Below are 23,822 nucleotides of genomic sequence, written 5' to 3' on the forward strand. Positions count from 1 at the left end.
AAATCCATTCTTCCCTTGCCAGTTTTCCCGTTACCGTTTACTCTTTTCATGTGACCTCCTTGCTTTCCGTTGTTTTCGTTCAAAAACATGGTAGCAGGTGAGGTCATACCTTCGTTTCAACTAAGTTTAGGACACTTTCCGAAACGCCTGTCATTGATGGCCGCACAAGACCGCAAATCCCATAAGGTATTCCACGTTCCCCTTGCGCCCCTCTATCGGCGACCGGGTGACGCCAAGATACGCAAGGCCCGGGAGGGCGATGGCGCGAGCGCTCTCCTTTTTGTTTCTCCCCCTTGAGTGCCCCGAAGGGGGGAGGGGGTGGCATGTTGGCGATGGTTCCTGATTTGGTTCACCTCCCCCGCCGCTTTGCGGAGCCCCCTCCTTGTAAAGGAGGGGAAACGGGGCTTCGGACGAAGTTGACGCGCCGCCTGTCTGGAAAAACGTCCTGACATCCTCCAACACCTTCTGGCGCACTTTTTCGTCCCGCACGATTCCTCCCTTCCCAACATTCTCCCTGCCCGCCTCGAACTGCGGCTTCACCAGCAACACGGCGAATCCGCCCGGTTTGAGCGCTGGCAGGGCGGGGGGGATGGCAAGCCGCAACGATATGAACGACACGTCCGACACGATCATGTCCACCATGTCCGGGATCATCCCCGGCGAGAATTCCCGGGCGTTCAGCTTTTCCATGCAGACCACGCGCGGATCGGAACGCAATTTGTAATCAAGCTGGTTTTCCCCCACGTCCACGGCATACACCTTCGCCGCGCCGCGTTGCAATAAACAGTCTGTGAACCCGCCGGTGGAGGCGCCTATGTCCAGGCAGACGAATCCCTCGACATTGATATGGAAAAAGTCCAGCGCGTGGGCGAGTTTTACCCCGCCACGGGAAACATAGGGGTGGTCCTTGCCTTTGATTTCGATAGCGGCCTCTTCGTCCACCAGCGCCCCGGCTTTGGCGGCCAACACGCCCTCCACCGTCACCAGCCCCGCCATTATCAGCGCCTGTGCGCGTTGGCGGCTTTCGGCGAGATGGCGCTCAGTGAGAAGGATATCCAGCCGCTTTTTGGGCATGCGAGGATCCGTTGACGGGATTGGCCGAGCGCGAATCGTGGACGAATTCCCTGGCGGCGCGTTCTATTCCGTTTGCGTCCAGCCCGAACTTTTCGCGCTGTTCGGCCTGGCTTGCGTGCTCCACGAAAACGTCCGGCAGGCCCAGGCGCCGCACCGCCACATGGGGGATGCGTTTTGATTCTATAAGCTCCATCACCGCGGAGCCGAACCCGCCAGCAAGGGTGTTCTCCTCCACGGTCATCAGCAGGCCGCATTTCTCGCCCATCCGTTCGATAAGCTCCGCGTCCAGCGGCTTTACGAACCGGGCGTTCACCACGGCTACGTCCAGCCCTTCGGCGCTCAGGCGCACCGCCGCCTCCAGCGCGGCGTACACCGGATTGCCCGCGGCGATTATGCAAAGGTCCGCCCCGTCCCGCAAAAGTTCCCCCTTGCCGATGGCCACCGGCGGTGTGTCCGAGGCATTGCGCGTGCCGAAAACGGCGCCGCGAGGGTATCGTATGGCGGCGGGGCCGGGATGGTCCACGGCGGCCTTTAGCATAAGCGGAAGTTCATGTTCGTCCTTTGGCGCCATCACCACCATGTTGGGCACGCAGCGAAGGTATGTGTAATCGTACAGCCCCTGATGCGTTGCGCCATCCTCGCCGACGAGCCCGGCCCGGTCCACCGCGAAGGTGACGTTCAGGTCCATCAGGCATACGTCGTGCGCGATCTGGTCGAAAACGCGCTGCAGAAACGTTGAGTATATCGCCACAACAGGTTTCATCCCGTCGGCCGCCATGCCAGCCGCGAAGGTGGTGGCGTGCTGCTCGGCGATTCCCACATCATAGAACCTGTCCGGGAATACGCCGGCGAATTTGGAAAGCCCGGTCCCCTCCGGCATGGCGGCGGTGATGGCGACGATGCTTTTGTCCTTTTTGGCGAGGTCAATCAAGGCGTCGGCGAAAACGTCCGTGTATGTCATTTTCGACACGGTCTTTATTGAGTCCCCCGTGGCCGGATGGAAAGGGGAGACGCCGTGGAACGATTGCGCCTTTTCCTCCGCCGGGGCGTAGCCTTTGCCTTTTGTGGTGATCACGTGGATCAGCTTGGGGCCCTTGAGGTCCTTGGCCGCCAATAACGTTTCGATAAGATAGGAGATTTCATGCCCGGCGATGGGGCCGACGTATTTATATCCCAGGTCCTCGAACAGTTTGCCGGGGACGATGATCCCCTTGATCGCCTCTTCGAACCTTTTGGTGAACTGCGCCACCTGGTCCCCCGCCACGCTCTGGATCACCTGGCCGAACTCTTCCTTCAACTTTACGTACCATTTGCCGGTGATGATGCGGTTGAGGTGCTGGGAAAGCGCCCCCACGTTGTGGGAGATGGACATCTTGTTGTCGTTCAGCACAACGGTGAGGTTGGTGTGCATGGCCCCGGCGTGGTTCAACCCTTCGAAGGCCAGCCCGGCGGTCATGGACCCGTCGCCTATTACGGCGATCACCTTGTTCTGTTTTCCGCGATGGTCCCGCGCCTGGGCAAACCCTAATGCGGCGGAGATGGATGTTCCCGCGTGGCCTGTGTTAAAGCAGTCGTACGGGCTTTCGGTCCTGCTGGGGAATCCGGAAATGCCGCCGGACTTCCTTAACGTGTTGAACCTCTCGTAACGCCCGGTGAGCAGTTTGTGGGCGTAGCACTGGTGCCCCACGTCCCAGATGATCTTGTCCTCCGGGGCGTCGTACACATAGTGCATGGCGATGGTAAGCTCCACCACGCCGAGGCTGGAGGCCAGATGCCCCCCGTTGCGGGAGACCACTTCGATGATCTTCGCCCGAAGCTCCTCCGCGAGCTTTTCCAACTCCGGAACATCGAGGGATTTTATGTCCCCCGGGCTTTTTATCCTTGAAAGTATTGGATATCCGCTGCTTTTATCCATCAGGCAATATTCGCACAATTTCGGGGATGTATCAATGGAATTGGGGGGTGCGCGCCAGTTTGTCATTCTGAGGCAAAGCCTGAGAATCTTGAACAAGGAGACCCTTCACTTCGTTCAGGGTGACAAGCAAATTAAAGGCGTATCCTGTCATCCCGGAAACCGTTATTTGCTTCCCCGTGGTCGCCTGACCACGGTTCTTTTATGCTCGGCGGGGTGTTGAGCCGAAGGCGTCACCCCGCCGTCATTAAATCTCACCGCGAAAAGTCAGGGCAGACCGCCATTCGGCCTGCAACGCACCGATGGACGTAAAATCCGTGGTCAGGCGACCACGGGGAAGCAAAAGCGCCTCCGTGCCTCTGTGGTGAAAATATCTTCATCTCGCCTCGACTGTGGTTTAATTAAATCTTATGAACGAAATAACCGGACACTACGAAAGCCTTCTCGCCGACGTTTATACCTGGATGTGCGGGGGGCGCGAGGCGAAGGTGCGGGAGAACGAATCGCTTTTTGAAAAGTGGGACATGCTCCCGAGGCTTTCCGGAGTGGCGTTCGACCTTGGGGCGGGGCCGGGATTTGCCGCAAGCCCACTTGCAAGGCGGGGCTATAAAGTCACCGCCGTGGACACCAGCCGCAAGCTTTTGGACGAGCTTTCCGCCAGCGCCGATGGAAAGTCCATCAAAACGCTCTGCGCCGACATGATGGACATCAGGAGGTTGGCCGGCGGCCCGGTGGAGCTTGTTACGGTTATGGGGGACACTATTTCACACCTTCCCGCGCACGAATCGCTGGAAACACTTTTGCGGGACATTTATAAAACCCTCGAACCTGGAGGAGGGCTGATTTTGTCATTCCGTGATCAGCCGGCGTCGCCGTCCGGGATCGTGAAAAAATTCACGGTGATGGCCGATGACACGCGCGAGTTCCACTGCGAAATAACGTATGAACGCGAAAGGATAAAGGTGACGGACACCATCCGTGTGAGAATCCCCGGCGGATGGGACGAGCGGAGCGGGACCTATCACAAGATACGCCTGACGGACGATCACGTCATGGCAAGCCTGGCGCAGGCAGGATTCACGGTCGAAGCGCGGGAGGTCGTTGGCGGATTGAGCGCGGTGATGGCGGGGAAGGGGGGATAGGGGGGCTGAATCTACGCCACTTCCCTGGCGTGTGCTATTTCCATGCGGCCGGCCGGGCGCACTTGGATTCCAGGATGCGGCTGCTATGCTTTGATTTATTAAGCATCAAAGCGGCGGACAATCCGGCTTCAAACGGCATGTTAAACCTGGGCAGGCGTTCCTTTTTGCCGGAAAGTTGCACCCTGGAAAGGTCGTGAATCGAATATTTGCATTTATTGATGAGGTGAAAAATACGTTTCAAGCGGTCTTTGTCTGGAGGGACTTCCAATGTACAACGAGGCGTCAGGCCCAATGCCGTCAGGCCGCTGATAAGGGCGAGGTATAAACGTTCATACCTGGCGTCATAGGGTATGTTGATGAACACCCAGTTGTCGTTCATCGGGGATTATTTATAGGCCACGCGAGTTTTAGCCGGAAATTCTTTCCGGATTTTACTGGATATATTCCTTTGCGCTCGCGGGCCGATTTGCTTGCGCGCCTGTTTGCGGACATCACTCATTAACGATAATATTTCCCTGACTTTCTTATTTGAGACGCCAAGGTCTTTGGCGACTTCGTCGAGTGACGGGGCTTTGCCTTTTAAGTCTTATCGGTTCCATGATTTCTTATTCTAAAGTAAGTGAAAATATATGTCAACGCCCCTTGAATTCTAAAACGCCCTTGCTATCACATATTTCGCAAGATCGCTCAATCTCTCTCCTCCGGAGCCTAATATCGCAAGATGTCCGATGGCGCGGTCGGTTAGGCGGGAGGCCAGTTTGCGGCTTTCGGCGACGCCCATCAAGGCGGGGTAGGTAAGCTTTTTCTTCCGGGTGTCGGAACCGGGAGTTTTGCCAAGGCTTGCAAGTTCGCCTTCGATGTCGAGTATGTCGTCCACTATCTGGAACGCCAGGCCGATGTTCTTGCCATACTCCGTGATGGCGTTGACCGCATCATTGTCCCCCCCGCCAAGCAAGGCGCCGCCGCGCACCGATGCGGCGATCAGTTTACCGGTCTTGTGGATGTGGATGTATTCCAGCGACGCCATGTCCCCCTCGGCGCCTTCCATCTGGATGTCCGCCATTTGCCCGCCCACGGTCCCCACCGATCCCACGGCGTTGGCGGTGTGGCGCGAAACTTCCAGCAACGTTTCGGGGCTGACGCCGGGAAAGTTGCGAAGGTTTGATATTATCTCGAACGCCAGGGTCAATAGCGCGTCCCCGGCCAGTATTGCCGCCGCCTCGCCGAACTTTTTATGGCTGGTGGGAAGGCCGCGCCGGTAATCGTCGTTGTCCATGGCCGGCAGGTCGTCGTGTATCAACGTATATGTGTGGATCGCCTCCAGCGCCACGGCGAAAGGGACCACGCGCGAACGCGCCCCGCCGACGGCGTCGCAGGCGGCCATCGCCAGCGTGGGGCGCAGCCTTTTGCCACCGGCGAACAGCGAATAACGCATCGCCTCGTGCAAAACGGCGGGGTGGGTTGCGGATGGCGGCACGAGCCTGTCCATGGCGTCGTCCACTATGGCCCGGATTTCGTTGAAATACGCGGTCAGCGGCATTGCTAAAACGGGGCGTCTTCGGACGGGTCGGCCGCAGGCTCTGTGGCAAGGGCGCCATCCTTGCCCCGGACGAGTTTTTCGATCTTTTTCTCCGCCTCGTCCAGCTTTTTCTGGAGGGTTTTGGCCATGCGGACCCCTTCCTCGAAAAGCTCTATGGACTTCTCCAGCTCCAGGTCGCCCCCCTCAAGCTTGCCGACGATCTCTTCGAGCCGCTTTAAGGCCGCCTCGAACTTGATTTCCTTGTTGTTCTCGCTCATAGCGATTGGAAGTCTAGCATGGAAAGGCAGGTTTGAGAATCACTGCTTGCGCTAATCTCCTGTAGTAGCGCCGCCATCTTGGCGGCAATTGCCGGCGGGACGCCTGCGCTACGGGGTGTCAGTACGCCCCTCTCACATTTTTGTTACATGACGTAAAATACTGTGGCATAATCGACTCCTAAGGGAATCAATCGGTTATAAATCAACAGTGACCGCAACTTTGTTCAAGGCTCAAAAAGGGGTGGACGAGGACCAGTCCGAAACTCCGCACCTTTCCCGGAAGGCTCTCATCGGCATCATCGGCCGCATCAGGGAATTCAAGGGGTTTTCCGTCCCGCAGTTGACCCGGATCGCCAAGCTCAAAGTGGAGCATTGGGGGCCTGCCGAGTTCATCATCCACGAGGGGATGGACGATGTGGACCTGATGTTCATTCTTCTGGCCGGCACGGTGTATGTCCACAAGAAGGTGGAGAAGGACGGCGAGGACACTTTTGAGCAGATGGCGGAGATTTCCGGGCCGTCCATCATCGGCGAGAACTCGTTTTTCACGGGGCTGAGCCGGTCGGCGGCGGTGTTCGCCCGGGAGCGGGTGCCGGGCATAGTGTTAAACCGGCGGGATTTCATGCGGCTTATCAGCCTGGACAAATCGTCTTTCCTGAGCTTCCTGCGCCAGATAGCCGAGGAAAACCTGCAAAGGGCGGAGCGCACGGCGGTGCTTTACATGGGGACGCTTCAACTGATCCTCAAGGACGCCACCATGACCAAAAGCGCCTTCTACGCCGAGCTGATGCATTACCGGAAAAAGCTGGAGCTGAACAAGGACGACGTCCACGCCATGCACAACATCGTGCGGGACGTGATGCTTTTCATCCGCGAGCTGAACTTGACGCTCGAGGACCTGTATCAATTCGCCAACCTGCCGGAGATAAAGGTAAAATCGGTGGACTTCAAAAAGTTCACGCTGACCAAGACGCACAGGTTCTACCAGCTGTTCCGCAACCTGGTGGAGGACATGTACCAGACCCAGCAGCTTCTGCCGCTCATGGCGGTCAATTTCAAGGACAGCATCCTTTCGTCGGTGATAAACAGCATGGAGCAGGGGGTGCAGATCGTGGAATACCCGAAGATCATCTCCATATCCAACGAGGTTTACACCGAATTTTTGAAGCTGTACAGGGATATGGGCTTCACCCTTGTGAAAGACACCCCGCCGCCTGTGACGGGCCGCGGAGGAAAAAAAGGGGGGAAGAGCATTATTGATCTGTTGTGGGAGGATGTTTAAGAGTCGCCCCACCGTCTAAGGGCCCATTTTTGCTTCTCCGTGGCCCTCTGCACTTGCTTCCCCGCGCTTGCCCCGCGCTTGCTTCCCCGCGCTCGCCCCGCACCTGCTTCCCCGTGGTCGCCCCGCACCTGCTTCCCCGTGGTCGCCGACCACGGTTTCTTCACCCCTCTCCTCGCTTCCCCGTGGCCCCGCACTTGCTTCCCCGCGCTCGCCGACCACGGACTCCTCACCATGGCGTAGAAGGTTTTATCACTTCCAAGGGAACCGCGCCCCGCTGTTCGACCAAGTAATCGCAAGCGCTTGAATAGGGATAATGCTCCGGTCTTTCGCAAAGTCTCCAATGGGACGACAGCGGATTATTGTGTATGTACTCGATTTTCTGCAGGAAAAACTTCCACGTTGTTATTTGTTTTGGGGAATGCGTTTTTCGCCAAAAGTGGGTGTTCCGGTCGCGCTCCTGTACCACAAATCGCGTCAACACAGGATTTCTTTCCCTGTTCAGGGCGTTAATGATTTCTCTTGCGGTGAATTTATGGAAATCGCGCAGGAAATTCCGAAGAGAACCGCTTTCATCCATGGACACTATCATATGCAGATGATTAGGCATCAGCACATACGCGTTTAGTCTGATTTCGCCCTTCGCCACCCTGTAGGAGAGGGATTCAAGAATAATAGCCGCCAAATCGGAACGCTGGAAAAGTTTTATCCAGTGATTTACGGTGGAGGTGATGAAATACATTTGCCGCATGGGTAGTATTTTATAGCACAAAAGGAAGGAGTGGTGAACCGTGGTCAGCGACCACGGGGAAGCGATGGGGAGGGTGAGCAGTCCGTGGTCAGCGACAACGGGGAAGCTGAAAATTGCCGGTGACGCCGACGCTACTTAAAATCTTCAGCGTAGTCCACGCAGCGCATGTCCAGCCGGAACAGGTCGCCGGCCACGCGCCCGATCACCGCCGGGCTTTGCCGCCGGAACCATTCCGCCAGTTCGTTTGGCCCCATCTCTTTGTGCCGCACCGCCACGGATATCGTCGGGATGTCCATCTCCGGTAACGAGCCGCTCCCGGCGCGGGAGATGTCATCAATCAAAAACACCTCCGCATCGGCCCCTAATCTGGCTTTAAGTATCGCTGTAACCCTCTCCGCGCAACTCCTTATATCGTCAAGACTTCTGGCAAGATGGCGCAACGTGGGAATGCGTTTGACCGCAGTTTCCGGGTTAAGGTAAAACCGCAACGTCGCCTCCAGCGCGGCGAGGGTCATTTTGCCGCAGCGAAGGGCGCGTTTAAGGTGGTTCTTGCGGATCAGGGCCACATATTCCTCTTTCCCGGCGATTATCCCCGCCTGAGGCCCGCCCAATAATTTATCGCCGGAGACGGTGACGATGTCCGCCCCCGCCTCCAGGGTCTCCCGCATGGTGGGCTCATGGGGCAGGCCGAGCAGGGCCAGGTCCACCGCCGCGCCGGAGCCCAAGTCCACCACGTATGGCAGTTTTTTCGATTTTGCCAGTCCGGAAAGTTCCGCGTCCGAAGGTTGGGTGGTGAATCCGATTATCCTGTAGTTGCTTGAATGGGCGCGCAGGATCATGCCGGTGTTTTCGTTCACCGCTTCCTCATAGTCTGCAAGGTGGGTCCTGTTTGTCGTCCCCACTTCGCGCAGGATGCATCCGCTTTTCGCCATTATCTCCGGCAGGCGGAACGATCCGCCGATTTCTATAAGTTCGCCTCGCGATACGATGGCCTCTTTCCCGGCCGCAAGGGTGTTTAGCGTCAGGAGCAGGGCGGCGGCGTTGTTGTTCACCACTGTGGCGGCTTGCGCGCCGGACAATTCGATTATCAGGTCTTCCGTAAGGTCGTCCCTGTCGCCGCGCGATCCGGCGGCAAGGTCGTATTCCAGGTTCACGTTTGATATTGCCGCCTCGTATGCCGCCCTGGCCGCTTCTTCGGCCAGCAGCGCCCGGCCAAGGTTTGTGTGCGCCACCACGCCGGAGCAGTTGATCACTTTTACGACGCGGGGATTGGCGAATTCGTTAACGGCGTTTTGGACTTTGCCGGCCCATCCGTCCATGTGCGCAAGCTCGATTTTAGCGCCGGAGAGAATTGCGCGGCGGGCCTGGGCCATCACCTTGCGGGCGATGTTGCGCACATGCTCACGTCCATGCGCCTCGATGAGCGGGGCAATGGAGGCGTTTGCCAGCAATTTGTCTATGGACGGCAAATTTTTGAGGTCGTCTTTGGCCAAGGTTTAAAGTCTCCAGACGAACCGCCGGGCGCTGTTTCTTTTTCCCCTCCTTTATAAGGAGGGGTGGCGGCGCAAGCCGACGGGGTGGTATTCCGATTGAATTATACCCCCTCCCGCCTTCGGCGTACTCCCCCTATAAAGGGGGAGAAATAGTTGAGAAGTCCAGGGTGCAATACATTGGACTACAATATACCCTTTGCCGCCAATCGCGGGGAAGCTGAAAAATACCTCGCAAGTAAAGGAAAAAGCGGAATTGAACCACAGAGGCACAGAGGTTAAGAAAAAAGAAATATCTTTTCTCTGTGTCTCAGTGTCTCTGTGGTGAAAAATCTTCCTCTTTCAAAACTTCGAATAGGAATCCGTGGTCAGCGACCACGGGGAAGCTAAAACAGCCGACCACGGGGTAGCAACAACAGCCGACCACGGGGTAGCAACAACGATGCCCCCCCGGCGGCAAACAGGAATCCGTGGTCAGCGACCACGGGGAAGCTGAATTGTAACTCCATATCAAATCACGTCACCTGTTTTCCTTCTGCGTGTTTTCCTTGTGCGCGGCGGGGCATGTCTCCATAGGCTCGGTCCCGGCTATGAAAACCTCCGTTGCGGCATGGGGGCACAGGGGCGTGGCAAGTTTGCCCGTTTCGAGGTCTATTACGCGCTCGACCAGCCCCGCCGGTCTTTCAAATTCGCGGGCCGGTACGGTTTTGAGCGCTTCGGCCATGAACTTCGTCCATATGGCCCCGGCGCTGCCACTTTGGCCATTTCGTGTCCATACCGCAACGGCGATATCGCGGGTGAATCCGGCGAACCATTCGCCGCCGTCCGGAGCGCTTCCGCCAAAAGCGGCGATGTTGGCGCCAAGCTCTGGAATCCGTTTGAACGCGCCGTGACCAGCCGCGCCAGTAAGCATGTCCGTCAATAAATACACCGCCTGAGGCTTTACCGCGTCGGCGATCCGCGGCTGGCGCTCCTCCAACGTGGAGCCTTCGGAGGTGGCCGCGCGGCTTATGTAATACGGCTCCACTTTCAGCCCGTTGTCCGCCAGCGCGGCGCATGCACTGGCGATTTCCATTGGCGAAACCTTGCCCGCCGTAACCTCCTCAGGGTCTGCGGGAGCATGGAATCCAAGCCTCTCCATAAGCTCCACAACGGCGTTCGCCCCGGCCTTGTCCAGCAGTTTTGTGGTGGCGGCGTTGTTTGAATTCTCCAGCGCCGCGCGAAGCGTGACCGGGCCCTCATCCCCCTCCAGCATGTCCGCCGGGGTGAAGCCGGACTCGATGGCGGCAAGGTAGATGAAAGGTGAGATAGCGCTTCCCGCCGCCCCAGCGGCATGCGTTGCGAGGTTTTGCGGGGACGATTTATAGTCAATCCCCCCCACCATCGCCAGAATCGCCCCGTCCTCCGGCCTGATAGCGGCTATGGCGCCCTCCATCGGGGGCGCCTTGCGGGATTTTTGCGAAGCGGCGGCGGCCATCGCTTCTTGCGCCGTCTTTTGCAGGGCGGGGGAGAGCGATGTTTTCACGGTCAGCCCGCCACGGTACACGATGTCGGCCCCGTATGTCTGTTCAAGGTAAACCTTCACTTCGTCAATGAAATAAGGGGCCAGCCCCCCCGGAGATTTGAGCGGGACTATTTTCAATGGCTCGGCATTGGCGGCGGACTCCATGGCGGGGGTGATAAGCCCCTCGTCGCGCATGCGGCCCAGCGCAACGGCCCTGCGTTTCACCGCCGCGTCGTAATTGACGTGGGGGGAGTATTCCGACGGGGCGCGCAGAAGACCGGCGAGCATGGCCGACTCCCCCAGTGAAAGCCGGGCGGCAGGTCTGCCGAAATAGGTCATGGCCGCCGCCTCGAACCCGTACGAGCCGGAGCCCAGGAACACCATGTTCACATACAGCTCCAGAATCTCCGCCTTGGCGTACTGCTTCTCTATCTGGATGGCAAGCAGCGCCTCCTTGATCTTCCTGATGACGCTTTTTTCAGAAGTCAGGAAAAGGGTCTTTGCCAGCTGCTGGGTGATGGTGGAGCCCCCCTGGGCTTTTCGCCCCTCGCGGATGTCCACATACAGCGCGCGCGCAACGCTCATGTAACGTATCCCGTGATGGCGGAAAAAGGCGCTGTCCTCCGTGGCCACGATGGCTTCCGCAAGGGTCTTGGGGATGGCGGAGTAGGGTATCCAAATCCTTTTTTCGCGGTATATCTCCCCGGCGGGGGAGCCGTCCGCAGCCAGGATTTTTGTGACCACGTCCGCCTTGCGGTCCTTTAACTCCATTATCTCCGGCAGGTCGTGGTACATCGCGGCGGTGAAGCCGGAGACAGCGCCGGACAAGGCCGCCATCACAAAAAGTATTATCGAGAAATACGGCCGCCGCCTGAAAAAGGCGGGGAGGGGAAGGTTCATATGGTCAGCGATCTGCCGCCGTCCACCACGATGGTGTGGCCGGTGATATAGTCCGCCTGGGCCAGGAACAGGACTGTGCGGGCGATATCTTCCGGATCGCCGAACCGGCGCAATGGGATGCGGGCGAGGATGCGTTCGATCACCTCCGGACTCTCTCCCCCCACAGGCTCCATAATGGCGCCCGGCGCGACGGCGTTAACAAGGATGTCCGGCGCAAGCTCCACGGCAAGCTGCCTTGTCAGCGACTTCAATCCGGCCTTGGAGACGGCGTATGGGGTGAAATCTTTTTTTGTGAAATCGGCGTAAACGTCCACCATATTGATTATCCTGCCCGGTTTGGACTTGCGTAATAACTCCGCCGCCGCCAGCGAAAGCAGGGCGGGAGCCTTTATGTGGATGGCGTTGAACCTGTCGAACGACTCGCCGGTGATCTGGGCGATGGGGGTCTTTGCGAACACGGAAGCGTTGTTCACCACTACGTCCAACCGGCCGAAAGTATCTGCCACCCGGCGCGGCAGGGCGCCGATTTCATCTTCCCGCGACAACTGCGCCTTGAATATTGCGGCGGCGCCTTTGCCGCTGGCCGTTTCTATTTCATCCTTGAGCGCGATGGCCTCTGTTTCGGACGACGAATAGTGGATGGCAACACAGTACCCGGCCTTCGCGAAGGCGAGGGACGTTGCCCGGCCAAGCCTTTTGGCGGCGCCTGTTATGAGGACTGTCTTGCGGTGGTTGTCCATGGCTGGATGTTATCACAAGTGGCGCGGTTGGCGGCTTCCGGGATGGATGTATGCTCCGGGATTAGTCCCGGGGCCAATGCGATTTTCCTTTTACTGTACGCCTCCCATTTATTACAATGAAAAATTGTTTGAAGAATCGATGTTACACAAGGCGCAATCAGCTTTAGAGGCTTTTCGATGAAAGAGACTTTTGACAAGGGGCCCAGGATAACCGCCGGCAAAATCCAGAAGGGGATCGCCGTTGACGAATTGATAGACAGGTTTTTCAACGCCTACAACGCCGCCAGGCTGGCGGAGGCGTGCAGGCTGCTGGAGAAAAAGGTGCTGTCCACGGAGACGGTGCTGGGCGTGTCGCTCACCGGTGCGCTCACCCCGGCGGGGCTTGGCACCTCGTCGCTTGTGACGTGGATAGAGAACGGGTGGATAGACTACCTTGTCACCACCGGGGCCAACCTCTATCACGACCTGCATTTCGGGCTTAACCTGCCGCTGCACAAGCACACCCCCTTCGTGGACGACAGGGAACTGCGAAAGCACGGCGTGATACGGATATACGACATCGTTTTCGATTTCGATGTGCTGGCAAAGTCGGACAAATACCTGTTCCACATCCTGGCCCAGCCGGAGTTCAAGCGAAAGCTCGGCTCGGCGGAGCTGCATTACCTTATCGGCAAATACGTGGACGCCACGGAAAAAGAGACCGGAAGCGTGGGCAAGACCATACTGGCCGCCGCGTACAGGAACGCGGTGCCGGTGTTCTGCCCGTCGCCGGGGGACTCCACCATCGGCCTGAACGCCGCCGCGCTGGAGCTCACCGAAGCCGGGCTTGAGATGGACCCTGTGCGCGACGTGAACGAGTCCACCTCCATCGCCCTGCACGCAAAGCGGAGCGGCACATCCGGCGTTCTGATATTCGGCGGCGGCAGCCCGAAAAATTTCATGCTGCAGACCATCCCGCTGCTCGACGAGATTATGGAGATACACGTGGCCGGGCACGACTATTTCATCCAGATAACAGACGCCCGGCCGGACACCGGCGGGCTTTCCGGCGCCACGCCGCACGAGGCGGTGAGCTGGGGCAAAGTCAATCCGGAAATGATACCCGACACCGTGGTGGGATATATGGACAGCACCATCGCCATCCCGCTGATGACCGCGTATTTGTTAAACAGGGTGGCTCCGCGCAAACCCAAGCGGCTTTACGAGCGCCGCGAAGAACTTTACAGGAAGCTTGCCGCCGAATATGAAGCGGCCAGAAAGGGCTGACGCAATATATATGAAGTACCAAGCGACGTTGCGGCTTATGGCAATTATCGCCCTGCCGCTATTGGCCGCGTGCCAGGACCATCATTTCGTGCCTTACGACAAGATGAAGCCGCTGGAAGCGCCAAAACCGATGACCGAGGAGCAGAAGAAAGCCGCCGCCGAGCAGGCGCGGCAATCCGCCCAACAGGCCCCGCAGGCCCCGCTGGCTCCCATGCAGCAGGCCCCGCAGGCCTCGCAGGCCCCGCAGGCTCCGGCCCAGCAGGGCTATGGAGCCCCGCCGGTGGCGATGGAGGCGGTGACAATCGTGTCCGGGAGGGTGGAGCTTTCGGCGTCGGTTGGAAAACCGGAGCCGGGCTGGGCGCTGTATGTCGTCGTCCGCCCGCCGGAAGGAGGGCCGCCATTGGCCGCCAAACGGCTCGACAAGGTGAGTTTCCCTGTTGAATTCGCCGTTACCACGCGCGATGCGATGATGGGGGAGGTGAAGCCCGGCATGCCCGTTTCCGTGGAGGCCGTGTACGATTCCGACGGCGACCCGATCAGCAAAGACCCGAAGGACCTTTTCGGCAAGGGGAAGGAGACGGTGAAAGCCGGCTCGGGGAAGACGGTGATAGTTTTGGGGAAGAGGGGAAAATAAATCAGGATGAATTGACCACAGAGACACAGAGGCGCAGAGAAAAGGAAATATTTCTCCGTGCCTCTGTGCCTCAGTGGTGAAAAATCCTCATTTGCCGCTTACCGTGGTGTTTGAGCGCAAAGCGCGTCACCCCGGACTCCTGGAAGACTGCGGAGTGAAGAACACCCCGCAGAGCGGTAAGAACCGTGGTCAGGCGACCACGGGGAAGCGGGTAAATGCCATTGGATCAGGGGCAGTGTCCACAGCTTGTCATTCTGCGCGATAGCGAAGAATCCACTTTGAAAAAATATCGAAACTATAGGGAGACGCTTCGCGTTGCTCAGCATGACAGCCAAAAGTAAACTGAGCCACTTCCGGATTAAAAGCCAACTCTCCACTAAAAAATCCGCAACGCGCCCCCGTCCGGATGTGATATAAATTCCGCCATGCGACATTTGAAGTTATATGCCCTCGCCGCCATCGCCTTTGCGGCGGCGTCCCTTTGTTTGACGGCGGCCCCGGCCCATGCGCTAAGCCTTGGGGGGCTGGAGGAAACATGGATCGTCACGGTGTTCCGCCGTGGCGGACCGGTGATGATTATGATACTGATAAGTTCCATCATCGCCATGGCCATATCGCTGGAGCGGTTTTCGTCCCTGCGCCGCGGCAGGATGTTCAACAACGGGTTCCTGCTGGAGATAATGAAGCTTGCCTCCCGCGGCGAGTTTGAAATGGCGATCAAGATGTGCAAGTCGTCGGACATGGCCATGAGCCGCATTGCCCAGGCGGGGCTTTTGCGGGGGCGGTACGGCGTGCTGGAGGTGGAACGGGCCATAGAGTCCGCCGGGGCGCACGAGGCGACGCTTTTGCAGACAAACCTCCGGGGCCTTGGGGTGATAGGCATGCTCGCCCCGATGCTGGGGCTGTTGGGCACCGTGACGGGGATGATAAACGCGTTTAACGCCATATCGCTCGAAGGGGTGGGGAACCCCAGCGTGGTTGCCGCAGGGATAGCCGAGGCGCTCTTGAACACGGCGGCGGGGATCATCGTGGCCATATTCGCCCTTGCGGCGTACCATTATTTCCAGGGGCGGGTGGACAGGCTGGTGTATGAGATGGAGGAGACTTCGCTCCAGTTCGTGGAAGAGATAATGCACGCGGCCGAGGCGGCGAAAAAAGGGGCCAACGCGGCGGACCGGGCCAATGAAGTTTAAACGGCCAAGGACAGACAGTTTCGACCTGCAGCTCATCCCGCTCATAGACGTCATATTCTTCCTTCTCGCCTTTTTCATGATCTCCACCACATTCATAGACCACGACCGCGCCATGGACGTGGAATTGCCGCAGTCGAAGGCCGGCTCTTCCACGGTGAAGTCTTCCGTGTTTGAAATAGATATGACGGTGGACAACAAGCTGTACCTCAACGGCCAACTTATCCAGCTTGACGCGCTCCCGTCGCTCCTTGCGCAAAGCAAGGCCGCCGGGGACAAACGCTCCGCCATCATCCGGGCGGACAAGAGGGTGAACCACGGCGAAGTGGTAAAGGTGATGGAAGCATGCAAGGAAGCGGCCATAGCGGACATCGGCGTGGCAGTTCAATAGTCGCCGCGCTGACTATATTATTTCTGGCGGCGGGGCTCCCCGCCATGGGCGCCGAAAGCGGCGCGGCGGACGAGCCTGCGCCCATTTCATTCCCACGCAAGGCCATACCGGCAAAGGACAAGAAACTGGCGATAGCCTTGGGCTTCCCCCCTCAAATGATCCGGGACGCGGAGGCCGGGGCCGATTTAAGGACCACCCGGTATCTGATGAAACACCCATCCCTTTGCGCTAGGCTCATGGGGGAATACGGCCGTTCCGCCACACTGGAAAAGGACGAGGATAGCGGCGCATGGACGCTCAAGGCCGCCTCCGGCGCGTCGTATGTATTCACGGTGATCCACACATCCGAAGAGGTGACGCTGTTAAAGTTCAACTTTTTCATCCGGTCCGGCATGGGGATCGGGCTGAAAATATCGGGGACCGGCGCCTTGGTGATAAAGACCGGGCCGGGAGAAGGGAAGGGCGCCACAAGAGTGGACTATGACGTATATTTTGCAAGGGGAGCGCTCCCGCTGGACTCGCCCGCTTCTGCCATTCAAGTCCACGAAGGGGTGATCCTGGGGGATTTTGGCGCGATACTGCAAGCTTTTTCGGATCTAAGCGGTTCCGTCACGGACGAAGCGGGGCTGATCGCCCGGGAGATGGAACGGGAGAAGGATACGTTTGCCCCGGAAGAGGTAAAGGAGTTCAGGAAGATGTTTGTGAGGCAGGGGACAAACCGGAAGTGAAAAAATGAGAATCAAACCACAGAGGCACAGAGGCACAGAGTTAAAGAAATTCACTTTTTCAATCCTCAGCGGCTTTCGAGATAAAATACAGATGCTTGATCCGGCGAGGACAAAACCGCAAAATAGCGTCATTACATTCTTTGTATCTCTGCGCCTATGGGGTTTTGGTTGGGAGCAAACTTATGACAATGAATCCATGCTCTGACCTGACGGAAACGATAATATCGTGCGCAATTGAGATTCACCGGTGTCTTGGCCCCGGATTGTTGGAATCAGCGTATGAAGAATGCCTTTGCTATGAATTGAGCATGCGGAAAATCCCATTTGAAAGGCAGAAACATCTGCCTATGGAATATAAGGACATCAAGTTGGACTGCGGCTACAAGCTTGATATCATTGTTGACGGCAATGTCATTGTTGAACTAAAGTGCGTTGAAAACATCCTTCCAATTCACGAGGCGCAACTTCTCACCTACCTGAAACTGTCCAATATAAAAGTTGGATTGATTTTAAACTTCCACGTGGCCTTGATGAAAAACGGTGTGAAAAGGATGATCTTGTGAAAATAGAGGATTTTACGATTTGCAATGAATAGCGCTCTTTTCATTTTCCTCCTCTGTGCCTCCGTGCCTCTGTGGTGAATCAAAATCTTAATTGAAAGAATATTGAACATGAGACGGACTGATTTTGAAGGCGACCCCGATGAACTTGCCGCCGTTCTGGACATGGCGCGGGACGGCCAGTTGGGGATTGTGGACGCGGCGGGGTGGCCCAGGGTTGTCCCGGTGAACTTTGCGTGGATGGACGGCGCCATATATTTCCACGGCGCCACGGAAGGGGAGAAATATACCCTTCTAAAAGCCATGCCGAAGGTCTGCTTTTCGGCGTATGCGGCGTATTCGTATGTTCCATCATACTGGCGGTCGCAAAGTTACGCCTGCCCTGCTTCCATTTATTACAAATCGGCGCATATCCGCGGGACAGGGTCTGTGGTGGAAAACATGGAAGAAAAAGCGCGGGGCGCCCAGGCGTTGATGGAAAAACACCAGCCGGAAGGAGGGCATGTAAAGATACAGGCCGGGGATCCTTTGTACGCCAAAGCGCTTGTTGAAACAGCGGTATTCAAGATAGAGCCGGTTGAAATCACGATGAAAAGCAAGTTTGGCCAGAACCTGCCTGAAGAAGCGCGGCGGGGACTTATCGAAAAACTGGAACAACGTGGCGGGGAGATTGACAAAAAAACGGCGGAAGAGATGAGGAGAACGTTTGAAAAGGGGGGGGCCGTGGACTCGTAAATGTGTTTAATTTAGCGCAAGTTGTGAAGGCTTAAAGCTGGTAAATAAACGGGATTTTCATGAAAATAAGGATTCTAAAAATTAGTTTGCCATACATTTTTATCTATGCTATAAATAGCCCTGCCTTTTTTGGGCAGAACAATTCCGGGAATCAGAAAACCAACCTGATTTTTCGCGCAGTAGTGAACCATAGGGGAGAAAAACATGGCCGAGGAAGTGTCCGGCGCGCCGGGTGACGCCCCGTCGCGGAGGAAATTCTTTTTAATCACCGGCTGGTCTTCGCTTGGCCTTTTCCTGGCCGGCGCTGGGGCGGCTTTCGCCAAGTATTTTTATCCGGGCGTGCTTTATGAGCCGCAGACCACTTTCAACGCGGGCAAACCGTCCGATTTCGTGAAACCGGCCAACCCGAACGAGACCATCGTGGACGAGCGGTTCAAGAAATCCCAGCGGGTGTGGATAATGAGGAACACCAACGGCATTTACGTTATGGTGGCGGTGTGCACCCACCTGGGCTGCACCCCAAACTGGTTCCCGGGCGAGCAGAGGTTCAAATGCCCGTGCCACGGCTCCAACTATAACACCCAGGGGGAGGTTGTGGCGGGCCCGGCTCCGTTGCCCCTTTTCAGGGCGAAACTCTCCATCGCGCCGGACGGCTCTATGATAGTGACCACCGGCCTTTTGGGGATCAAGAGGGCGGAGCTTCAGTATAAAAAAGGGGTGTTGCTCCCCCGCTGGACCGATGAAGAGAAAAAAGATATCGCCAAGGCTCCATATTTTCTTGAGTTGAAGGCTTAACCGTTTGAATTTCAAGAAGGAAGGTTAGTTATATGTCACAAACGCCTGGACATGGAGGCGATCAGAAACCAGGGAAGTTAAAGATCCTGGCGGATTACATCCAGAGTACCGACGCATGGAAATCCTTTTTCCGCACCGGCTATCCGGACAGCCTGTTAAAGCGCATGGCGGTCATGCGCTCGAGCTTTGTGATGCACATCCTGCCTACCAAGGTGGGTGTCCACGGGCTCAAGCTCGGATACACCTGGTGCATGGGGGGCATCACGCTGTTCCTGTTCCTTATGCTCACCCTCACGGGGGTGATACTGATGTTCTATTACGTGCCGGAAGAGCACAGGGCCTTCACGGACATGAAGGACTTGAAGTTCATGGTCCCATACGGAATGATCATGAGGAACATGCACCGGTGGACAGCCCATGCCATGGTCTTTTCGGTGATTGTGCATATGGCCAGGGTGTTCTATACAGGATCATACAAACCCCCAAGGCAGTTTAACTGGGTGGTGGGTGTTATATTGCTCAAGCTTACGCTTTTACTGTCGTTCACGGGCTATCTGTTGCCTTGGGACCAGCTTGGATTCTGGGCGGTGACCGTGGGGACGAATATGGCTTCGGCCACACCATTGGTCGGTTACGAAGGGCCTTTCAGCGAATTCCTGGGGATCAGGGTTGATAACGATATAAGGTTCGCCATAATCGGCGGAACGAGGATCGGGCCCAACGCGCTGATCCGTGCGTATGTGTGGCATTGCGTGGGTCTGCCTCTGATCGCTTCAGGGCTTATGGTGTTCCATTTCTGGAGGGTACGGAAAGACGGATTCTCCGGGCCCCTATGAACTCATTTGATTATATTGTAATTAAGGTAGAAACAGGCTCAACTTCCCAGGTGAAAGGAAAAAGATGTCTGACCTGAATATAGCCAAGTCGGGCTACATGCTTTCGAATAAACCCGATTATCCACGGACGCCATCGTGGCCGTACTTCGTGTGGATAGTTTTCTTATGTATTCTGTTTGTGCTGGTATTCTTCTGGGGAGTTTCCTTTATATTCGACGCTCCATTGGAAGAAGAGGCGGCATGGGCGAAAACGCCGAATCCGGCCAAGGCGCCCTGGTATTTTATCGGGTTGCAGGAGCTATTGGTCTATTTCGATCCATGGATCGCCGGGGTGTTGCTGCCGGGCCAGATATTGGTGGGGCTGGTATTGATTCCATATGTGGACATTTCGCCAACTGAACAGGGTAAATTCAGCTTTTTCAACAGGAAATTTGCCGTCTCGTTTTTCTCTTTCGGGCTTTTCCTGTGGTTCTTCCTGATATTGATCGGTCAATGGTTCCGGGGCCCGAGCTGGGAGTTTTACTGGCCGCTGATAGACTATCCTATCGGGGGAATGCACTGGACGTATCCTGGGGTGCCTCTTAAAGTTTCGGAAGCGGGAACGGCGAACGTCCCCAATATTATTGGATTCATTGGGCTTGTCCTGTTTTTTGGCGGCGGCATGGTGGCGCCTTACCTGGTGGCCATGATGGCCGGAACCAACAAAATAGCCGCAAGGTTGAAGGAGTATCTGGACGTTCTGGGGCCGATCCGGTATGTCCTCATCCAGGTGCATGTATTGTTGACATTATCTGTGGTGGTGAAAATGGTTCTGCGGCTTGTGTTCGGGTTTAAATACGTGGTCACAACCCCTTACTTCAACATATAACGGAGGAGGGGAGAACATGATGAATAACATAGTCATTCTGATCCTTATAGCGAACATTGCGGGTGTGCTTGTCCTGTGGAAGCGGGACAAGAGCATGCTTTACGCCCTTTTCTCCGTGTCGCTTCTGTTCCTTTTCGGGATGACCACGTTCAAGGACATGGAGCCTGAGTGGAAGAAGTATCAGCGGCAGTATGTGAAAATGCTGGTGGACAAAGAGCAGGATCCGGCCAAAAAACATGATATCGGCAAGTTCGACATCAAAATCCGCCAGATATGGAACAGGGAGCTTGGGGTGACCGACCGGTGCGTCACCTGCCACCTTGGGGTGGACAATCCGGACATGAAGGACGCACCCCAGCCGTATAAATATCATCCGGCCGCCCATACCAGTGAAAGCGGGATGGTGATTCACGATTTCAACAAGGTCGGTTGCACCATTTGCCACCAGGGTCAGGGGTTGGGCACCAATCTGGAAGACGCCCATGCCAGGGATATCGAGCATTGGGAACATCCGATGTACGCCACCGGCAAGTTCTCGATGGTGCAGGCATCCTGCGTGCAGTGTCACGAGGAGTTAAAGGAAAAGGGGACGGACCTGCCCGGGGCTGAAATGATCCTCGAGGGGCGTAATTTCGCCTCCGGCCAGAACGGCCTGCAGATCGAGTGCGTCTCCTGCCATACCATCAACGGGGTGGGGGAAGTGGTTGCGCCGGACCTTACAAATTTCGGCGAGTCCACGGCGCATGAGTTCGAGGCCACCCATAACATGAAGCACCTGGCCGGTGAAAAGACCAAGTACAACTGGACGCTGGAGCACTTCCTCGATCCGAAGAGAGTGTCCCCGGCCGATCCGGCCCATGGCGTGGAAGAGACGATAATGCCCAACTTCGAGATGACCAAGGAACAGGCGCACCAGATGACTGTCTGGGTCCATTCGATGAAGGAGAGCAACATCCCGGTCAAATACCGGTACCGGCCCGAAGGGGCGGACGCGAAGAAGCGCGGATCGTTGCAGGCGCAGATCGCCGGACTGTACACTCCGGAGGAATACTCAAAACTTTCCTCCGGCGAGAAGCTGTTCCTCAAGTATAACTGCTGGGTTTGCCACACGGTGCAGGGCAAGGGGGGGAAACTGGCCCCGGACCTGAGCAAGGTTGGCAACAGGCGGCACGAGGACTGGATGCAGAAACACTTCAAGGACCCGAAATCGGTGACCAAGAAGTCGTTCATGCCGACGTTCACGTTGTCTGACGAGCAGATAGGTGAACTGATAGCGTACCTGAAGACGTTGCAATAAAGAATGTTGCGGGGGAGAGGATATCCGTTCCCCCGCGATGTTTCGAATTTGATTGATAAAATGGAGGGGCGGTCTTTATAATTAATCTTAAGCCTGGAATGATTATAAAACCGCCTTTTTCAAAGGGAGCTCCATAGCAGTCATGGAAAAGCGATATTACGATTTCTTGTACGATCCCAAGACATACGAGGACATCCCCTGCCAGTTCAACTGTCCGGTCCATACGGACGTGCAGGAATACATTCATCTTATATCCAAAGGAAAATACGCGCAGGCGCACGCGCTGATCCGCGAGACGAATCCGTTTCCGTCGGTGTGCGGCCGGGTGTGCCAGCACCCTTGCGAAACAGGGTGCAACCGGCAGAAGCTGGACACATCCGTTTCGATAAGGGCGCTTAAGCGGGCCGCCACGGATTTTTCGGACAGCCAGTTCATCCCTCCCGCAAAATCGTACTGCACGAAAGAGAAGATAGCGGTGATCGGGGCCGGCCCGGCCGGGCTGACGGCGGCGTATGACCTGGCGCGGCTCGGCTATCGCGTCACGGTGTTCGAGGCGGAGAAGCATCCGGGAGGAATGTTGCGCTATGGGATACCGGCTTACAGGCTCCCCCGCGAGGTGATAGACAAGGAGACGGAGTTCGTAAAGAGCGCCGGGGTGGAGATTAAATACGGGGTGCGGGTCGGCAGGGATATTTCCCTCCACGCGCTTCGGGAGGAGTTCAAGGCGGTGCTTATCGCCGCGGGGGCCTGGAAAGCGGCGCTGCTAAACGTTCCGGGCGAGGGATTGGCCGGCGTTTATCACGGCGCCACGTTCATGTACAAGATAAACAATGGCGAGGCGATGTCCCTTGCCGGCAAGACTGTGGTGGTGGTGGGCGGCGGATTCACGGCGATGGACGTTTCCCGCTCGTCAATCCGCATGGGCGCCAAGGAGGTGCACATCGTTTACCGCCGCACGAAGGACGAGATCCCGGTGGTGCCGTCTGAAATAGTGGAGGCGGAGGAAGAGGGGGTCCATTTCCACTACCTGGTGGCCCCGGTGGAGGTCGTTTCAAAGGACGGCAAGAACGTGTCTGGCCTTAAGCTTATAAAGAACAAGCTGGGCGAGCCGGACAAGAGCGGCAGGCGCAAACCGGTGCAGATCGAAGGTTCCGAGTTTGTGATGGAGTGCGATATCGTGGCCCCGGCGGTCTCCCAGGCGCCGGAGACGGACTGCCTCAACGGCATGAACGGCATCAGGATGAGCAACTGGGGCTCCATCGTTGTGGACGAGAAGAGCTGGATGACGAACATCCCCGGCATATTCGCCGTGGGGGATTTTATAACAGGGACCCAGCACGCCATAAAGGTCATCGCCGAGGGGCATCACGCCGCCGTGTCCATTGACACGTACCTGCGGGGCGAACCGGCGGAATACGCCAAAAAGAACCGGGACAATTACGTTATCGAGGACGCGGACGAGCCTTCGGACAAAAGCTATCACTACGACGACATCACGCGCAAGTCCAGCGGCACAATACCGATCCGCCAGCGGGTGACCACCTGGAAAGAGGTGGAGACCGGGCTGACCAAAGAACAGGCGGAAGCGGAGGCGAGCCGGTGTTTCCAGTGCAACTACCTGTGGACGTACATCCCGGAGTCGTGCATCATGTGCGCCAACTGCGTGGACGTGTGCCCGCAGTACTGCCTGTCCATCACTCCGCTCACGGAGCTTGAGCATCAGCGCTGGCTCAACGAGGGGATCGGGCTTAAAGAGCAGGGGGTCACAGGCATCCAGATAGACAAGAGCAGGTGCATACGCTGCGGATTCTGCAAGGCGGTGTGCCCGACGGACTCTATCACTTTCTCCTGTTACAAAGGGATGGCTGAAAGGGCGAAGGTCTGACGGCCGCGCCATGGTTGGCGTCCGGTGTGGAGCTTGTATGATTCAACT

23 protein-coding genes are annotated in these 23,822 nt (G+C 56.9%); 14 read left to right on the forward strand and 9 right to left on the reverse strand.

From position 1 onward, the window contains the following. Positions 1-150: 150 nt before the first annotated feature. Together HZB29_10665 and HZB29_10670 are read right to left on the reverse strand one after the other, a co-directional pair. A complete protein-coding gene (locus HZB29_10665; protein ID MBI5816054.1) occupies positions 151-1,074 on the reverse strand; it encodes a TlyA family RNA methyltransferase in 924 nt (307 codons plus the stop codon). Beyond that, positions 1,040-2,989 (reverse strand): 1-deoxy-D-xylulose-5-phosphate synthase, encoded by a 1,950-nt coding sequence (locus HZB29_10670; protein MBI5816055.1) that lies wholly within the window; start codon positions 2,987-2,989, stop codon positions 1,040-1,042. Before HZB29_10670 ends, HZB29_10665 begins: the two co-directional genes overlap by 35 nt. A 407-nt stretch (positions 2,990-3,396) precedes the next feature. On the opposite strand from HZB29_10670, the gene HZB29_10675 reads away from it, so the two are divergent. Further along, on the forward strand, positions 3,397-4,128 hold the full coding sequence (locus HZB29_10675; protein ID MBI5816056.1) for a class I SAM-dependent methyltransferase: 732 nt from the start codon (positions 3,397-3,399) through the stop codon (positions 4,126-4,128). A 34-nt stretch (positions 4,129-4,162) separates the two neighbouring features. Here the strand turns inward: HZB29_10675 and HZB29_10680 are convergent, their stop codons facing one another. The 3 genes from HZB29_10680 to xseB all read right to left on the reverse strand — a co-directional run bounded on the left by HZB29_10680 (position 4,163) and on the right by xseB (position 5,925). Beyond that, complete coding sequence (locus tag HZB29_10680; GenBank protein ID MBI5816057.1) at positions 4,163-4,507, reverse strand: hypothetical protein; 345 nt, start codon at positions 4,505-4,507, stop codon at positions 4,163-4,165. Positions 4,508-4,777: 270 nt separating this feature from the next. Further along, positions 4,778-5,668, reverse strand: coding sequence for a polyprenyl synthetase family protein (locus tag HZB29_10685; GenBank protein ID MBI5816058.1), 891 nt, complete (start codon positions 5,666-5,668; stop codon positions 4,778-4,780). A 2-nt stretch (positions 5,669-5,670) separates the two neighbouring features. Beyond that, positions 5,671-5,925 carry an exodeoxyribonuclease VII small subunit gene (gene xseB / locus HZB29_10690; protein ID MBI5816059.1) on the reverse strand — a complete coding sequence of 85 codons (255 nt, stop codon included), beginning with the start codon at positions 5,923-5,925 and terminating at the stop codon, positions 5,671-5,673. Between the two features lie 208 nt (positions 5,926-6,133). Between xseB and HZB29_10695 the strand changes: the two genes are divergently transcribed. Beyond that, on the forward strand, positions 6,134-7,207 hold the full coding sequence (locus tag HZB29_10695; GenBank protein ID MBI5816060.1) for a cyclic nucleotide-binding domain-containing protein: 1,074 nt from the start codon (positions 6,134-6,136) through the stop codon (positions 7,205-7,207). Between the two features lie 226 nt (positions 7,208-7,433). On the opposite strand, the gene HZB29_10700 is transcribed toward HZB29_10695, so the two are convergent. The 4 genes from HZB29_10700 to HZB29_10715 form a co-directional block, all read right to left on the reverse strand. Next, the gene (locus tag HZB29_10700; GenBank protein ID MBI5816061.1) at positions 7,434-7,946 is read right to left on the reverse strand and encodes a transposase; all 513 of its coding nucleotides are present in this window, start codon (positions 7,944-7,946) and stop codon (positions 7,434-7,436) included. Positions 7,947-8,086: 140 nt separating this feature from the next. Next, entirely contained in the window at positions 8,087-9,448 is a 1,362-nt protein-coding gene (selA, locus tag HZB29_10705) for an L-seryl-tRNA(Sec) selenium transferase (GenBank protein ID MBI5816062.1), read from the reverse strand. 517 nt (positions 9,449-9,965) lie between these two features. After that, on the reverse strand, positions 9,966-11,849 hold the full coding sequence (locus HZB29_10710; GenBank protein MBI5816063.1) for a transglycosylase domain-containing protein: 1,884 nt from the start codon (positions 11,847-11,849) through the stop codon (positions 9,966-9,968). Beyond that, the gene (locus HZB29_10715) at positions 11,846-12,589 is read right to left on the reverse strand and encodes an SDR family oxidoreductase (protein MBI5816064.1); all 744 of its coding nucleotides are present in this window, start codon (positions 12,587-12,589) and stop codon (positions 11,846-11,848) included. Before HZB29_10715 ends, HZB29_10710 begins: the two co-directional genes overlap by 4 nt. A 177-nt stretch (positions 12,590-12,766) precedes the next feature. Between HZB29_10715 and HZB29_10720 the strand changes: the two genes are divergently transcribed. The 12 genes from HZB29_10720 (at position 12,767) to HZB29_10775 (ending at position 23,774) form a co-directional block, all read left to right on the forward strand. Next, positions 12,767-13,855: a deoxyhypusine synthase gene (locus HZB29_10720; protein MBI5816065.1), complete on the forward strand. Its 1,089-nt coding sequence runs from the start codon at positions 12,767-12,769 to the stop codon at positions 13,853-13,855. A gap of 10 nt (positions 13,856-13,865) precedes the next feature. Then, positions 13,866-14,489 carry a hypothetical protein gene (locus HZB29_10725; GenBank protein MBI5816066.1) on the forward strand — a complete coding sequence of 208 codons (624 nt, stop codon included), beginning with the start codon at positions 13,866-13,868 and terminating at the stop codon, positions 14,487-14,489. Between the two features lie 425 nt (positions 14,490-14,914). Beyond that, entirely contained in the window at positions 14,915-15,682 is a 768-nt protein-coding gene (locus tag HZB29_10730; GenBank protein MBI5816067.1) for a MotA/TolQ/ExbB proton channel family protein, read from the forward strand. After that, positions 15,672-16,070 carry a biopolymer transporter ExbD gene (locus HZB29_10735; GenBank protein MBI5816068.1) on the forward strand — a complete coding sequence of 133 codons (399 nt, stop codon included), beginning with the start codon at positions 15,672-15,674 and terminating at the stop codon, positions 16,068-16,070. The genes HZB29_10730 and HZB29_10735 overlap by 11 nt, the downstream gene beginning before the upstream one ends. A gap of 44 nt (positions 16,071-16,114) precedes the next feature. Continuing rightward, entirely contained in the window at positions 16,115-16,798 is a 684-nt protein-coding gene (locus HZB29_10740; GenBank protein ID MBI5816069.1) for a hypothetical protein, read from the forward strand. 182 nt (positions 16,799-16,980) lie between these two features. Beyond that, positions 16,981-17,361 (forward strand): GxxExxY protein, encoded by a 381-nt coding sequence (locus HZB29_10745; protein ID MBI5816070.1) that lies wholly within the window; start codon positions 16,981-16,983, stop codon positions 17,359-17,361. Between the two features lie 108 nt (positions 17,362-17,469). Beyond that, a complete protein-coding gene (locus tag HZB29_10750) occupies positions 17,470-18,093 on the forward strand; it encodes a pyridoxamine 5'-phosphate oxidase family protein (protein ID MBI5816071.1) in 624 nt (207 codons plus the stop codon). 204 nt (positions 18,094-18,297) lie between these two features. Beyond that, positions 18,298-18,888: a Rieske 2Fe-2S domain-containing protein gene (locus HZB29_10755; GenBank protein MBI5816072.1), complete on the forward strand. Its 591-nt coding sequence runs from the start codon at positions 18,298-18,300 to the stop codon at positions 18,886-18,888. A 32-nt stretch (positions 18,889-18,920) separates the two neighbouring features. Beyond that, complete coding sequence (locus HZB29_10760) at positions 18,921-19,724, forward strand: cytochrome b N-terminal domain-containing protein (protein ID MBI5816073.1); 804 nt, start codon at positions 18,921-18,923, stop codon at positions 19,722-19,724. Positions 19,725-19,788: 64 nt separating this feature from the next. Continuing rightward, entirely contained in the window at positions 19,789-20,592 is an 804-nt protein-coding gene (locus tag HZB29_10765; protein ID MBI5816074.1) for a hypothetical protein, read from the forward strand. Between the two features lie 16 nt (positions 20,593-20,608). Beyond that, positions 20,609-21,889: a c-type cytochrome gene (locus HZB29_10770; GenBank protein MBI5816075.1), complete on the forward strand. Its 1,281-nt coding sequence runs from the start codon at positions 20,609-20,611 to the stop codon at positions 21,887-21,889. 142 nt (positions 21,890-22,031) lie between these two features. Beyond that, positions 22,032-23,774, forward strand: coding sequence for an FAD-dependent oxidoreductase (locus HZB29_10775; protein MBI5816076.1), 1,743 nt, complete (start codon positions 22,032-22,034; stop codon positions 23,772-23,774). Positions 23,775-23,822: the final 48 nt, after the last annotated feature.

Source organism: Nitrospinota bacterium (genome assembly GCA_016235255.1).
Lineage (GTDB): Bacteria > Nitrospinota_A > UBA7883 > UBA7883 > JACRLM01 > JACRLM01.

What these genes read in the sequence shown, in the direction of transcription:
- HZB29_10665 (MBI5816054.1), bottom strand. Translation starts at nt 1,074, where the DNA reads ATGCCCAAAAAGCGGCTGGATATCCTTCTCACTGAGCGCCATCTCGCC.
- HZB29_10670 (MBI5816055.1), bottom strand. Translation starts at nt 2,989, where the DNA reads ATGGATAAAAGCAGCGGATATCCAATACTTTCAAGGATAAAAAGCCCG.
- HZB29_10675 (MBI5816056.1), top strand. Translation starts at nt 3,397, where the DNA reads ATGAACGAAATAACCGGACACTACGAAAGCCTTCTCGCCGACGTTTAT.
- HZB29_10680 (MBI5816057.1), bottom strand. Translation starts at nt 4,507, where the DNA reads ATGAACGACAACTGGGTGTTCATCAACATACCCTATGACGCCAGGTAT.
- HZB29_10685 (MBI5816058.1), bottom strand. Translation starts at nt 5,668, where the DNA reads ATGCCGCTGACCGCGTATTTCAACGAAATCCGGGCCATAGTGGACGAC.
- xseB (MBI5816059.1), bottom strand. Translation starts at nt 5,925, where the DNA reads ATGAGCGAGAACAACAAGGAAATCAAGTTCGAGGCGGCCTTAAAGCGG.
- HZB29_10700 (MBI5816061.1), bottom strand. Translation starts at nt 7,946, where the DNA reads ATGTATTTCATCACCTCCACCGTAAATCACTGGATAAAACTTTTCCAG.
- HZB29_10710 (MBI5816063.1), bottom strand. Translation starts at nt 11,849, where the DNA reads ATGAACCTTCCCCTCCCCGCCTTTTTCAGGCGGCGGCCGTATTTCTCG.
- HZB29_10715 (MBI5816064.1), bottom strand. Translation starts at nt 12,589, where the DNA reads ATGGACAACCACCGCAAGACAGTCCTCATAACAGGCGCCGCCAAAAGG.
- HZB29_10720 (MBI5816065.1), top strand. Translation starts at nt 12,767, where the DNA reads ATGAAAGAGACTTTTGACAAGGGGCCCAGGATAACCGCCGGCAAAATC.
- HZB29_10725 (MBI5816066.1), top strand. Translation starts at nt 13,866, where the DNA reads ATGAAGTACCAAGCGACGTTGCGGCTTATGGCAATTATCGCCCTGCCG.
- HZB29_10730 (MBI5816067.1), top strand. Translation starts at nt 14,915, where the DNA reads ATGCGACATTTGAAGTTATATGCCCTCGCCGCCATCGCCTTTGCGGCG.
- HZB29_10735 (MBI5816068.1), top strand. Translation starts at nt 15,672, where the DNA reads ATGAAGTTTAAACGGCCAAGGACAGACAGTTTCGACCTGCAGCTCATC.
- HZB29_10740 (MBI5816069.1), top strand. Translation starts at nt 16,115, where the DNA reads ATGGGCGCCGAAAGCGGCGCGGCGGACGAGCCTGCGCCCATTTCATTC.
- HZB29_10745 (MBI5816070.1), top strand. Translation starts at nt 16,981, where the DNA reads ATGACAATGAATCCATGCTCTGACCTGACGGAAACGATAATATCGTGC.
- HZB29_10750 (MBI5816071.1), top strand. Translation starts at nt 17,470, where the DNA reads ATGAGACGGACTGATTTTGAAGGCGACCCCGATGAACTTGCCGCCGTT.
- HZB29_10755 (MBI5816072.1), top strand. Translation starts at nt 18,298, where the DNA reads ATGGCCGAGGAAGTGTCCGGCGCGCCGGGTGACGCCCCGTCGCGGAGG.
- HZB29_10760 (MBI5816073.1), top strand. Translation starts at nt 18,921, where the DNA reads ATGTCACAAACGCCTGGACATGGAGGCGATCAGAAACCAGGGAAGTTA.
- HZB29_10765 (MBI5816074.1), top strand. Translation starts at nt 19,789, where the DNA reads ATGTCTGACCTGAATATAGCCAAGTCGGGCTACATGCTTTCGAATAAA.
- HZB29_10770 (MBI5816075.1), top strand. Translation starts at nt 20,609, where the DNA reads ATGATGAATAACATAGTCATTCTGATCCTTATAGCGAACATTGCGGGT.
- HZB29_10775 (MBI5816076.1), top strand. Translation starts at nt 22,032, where the DNA reads ATGGAAAAGCGATATTACGATTTCTTGTACGATCCCAAGACATACGAG.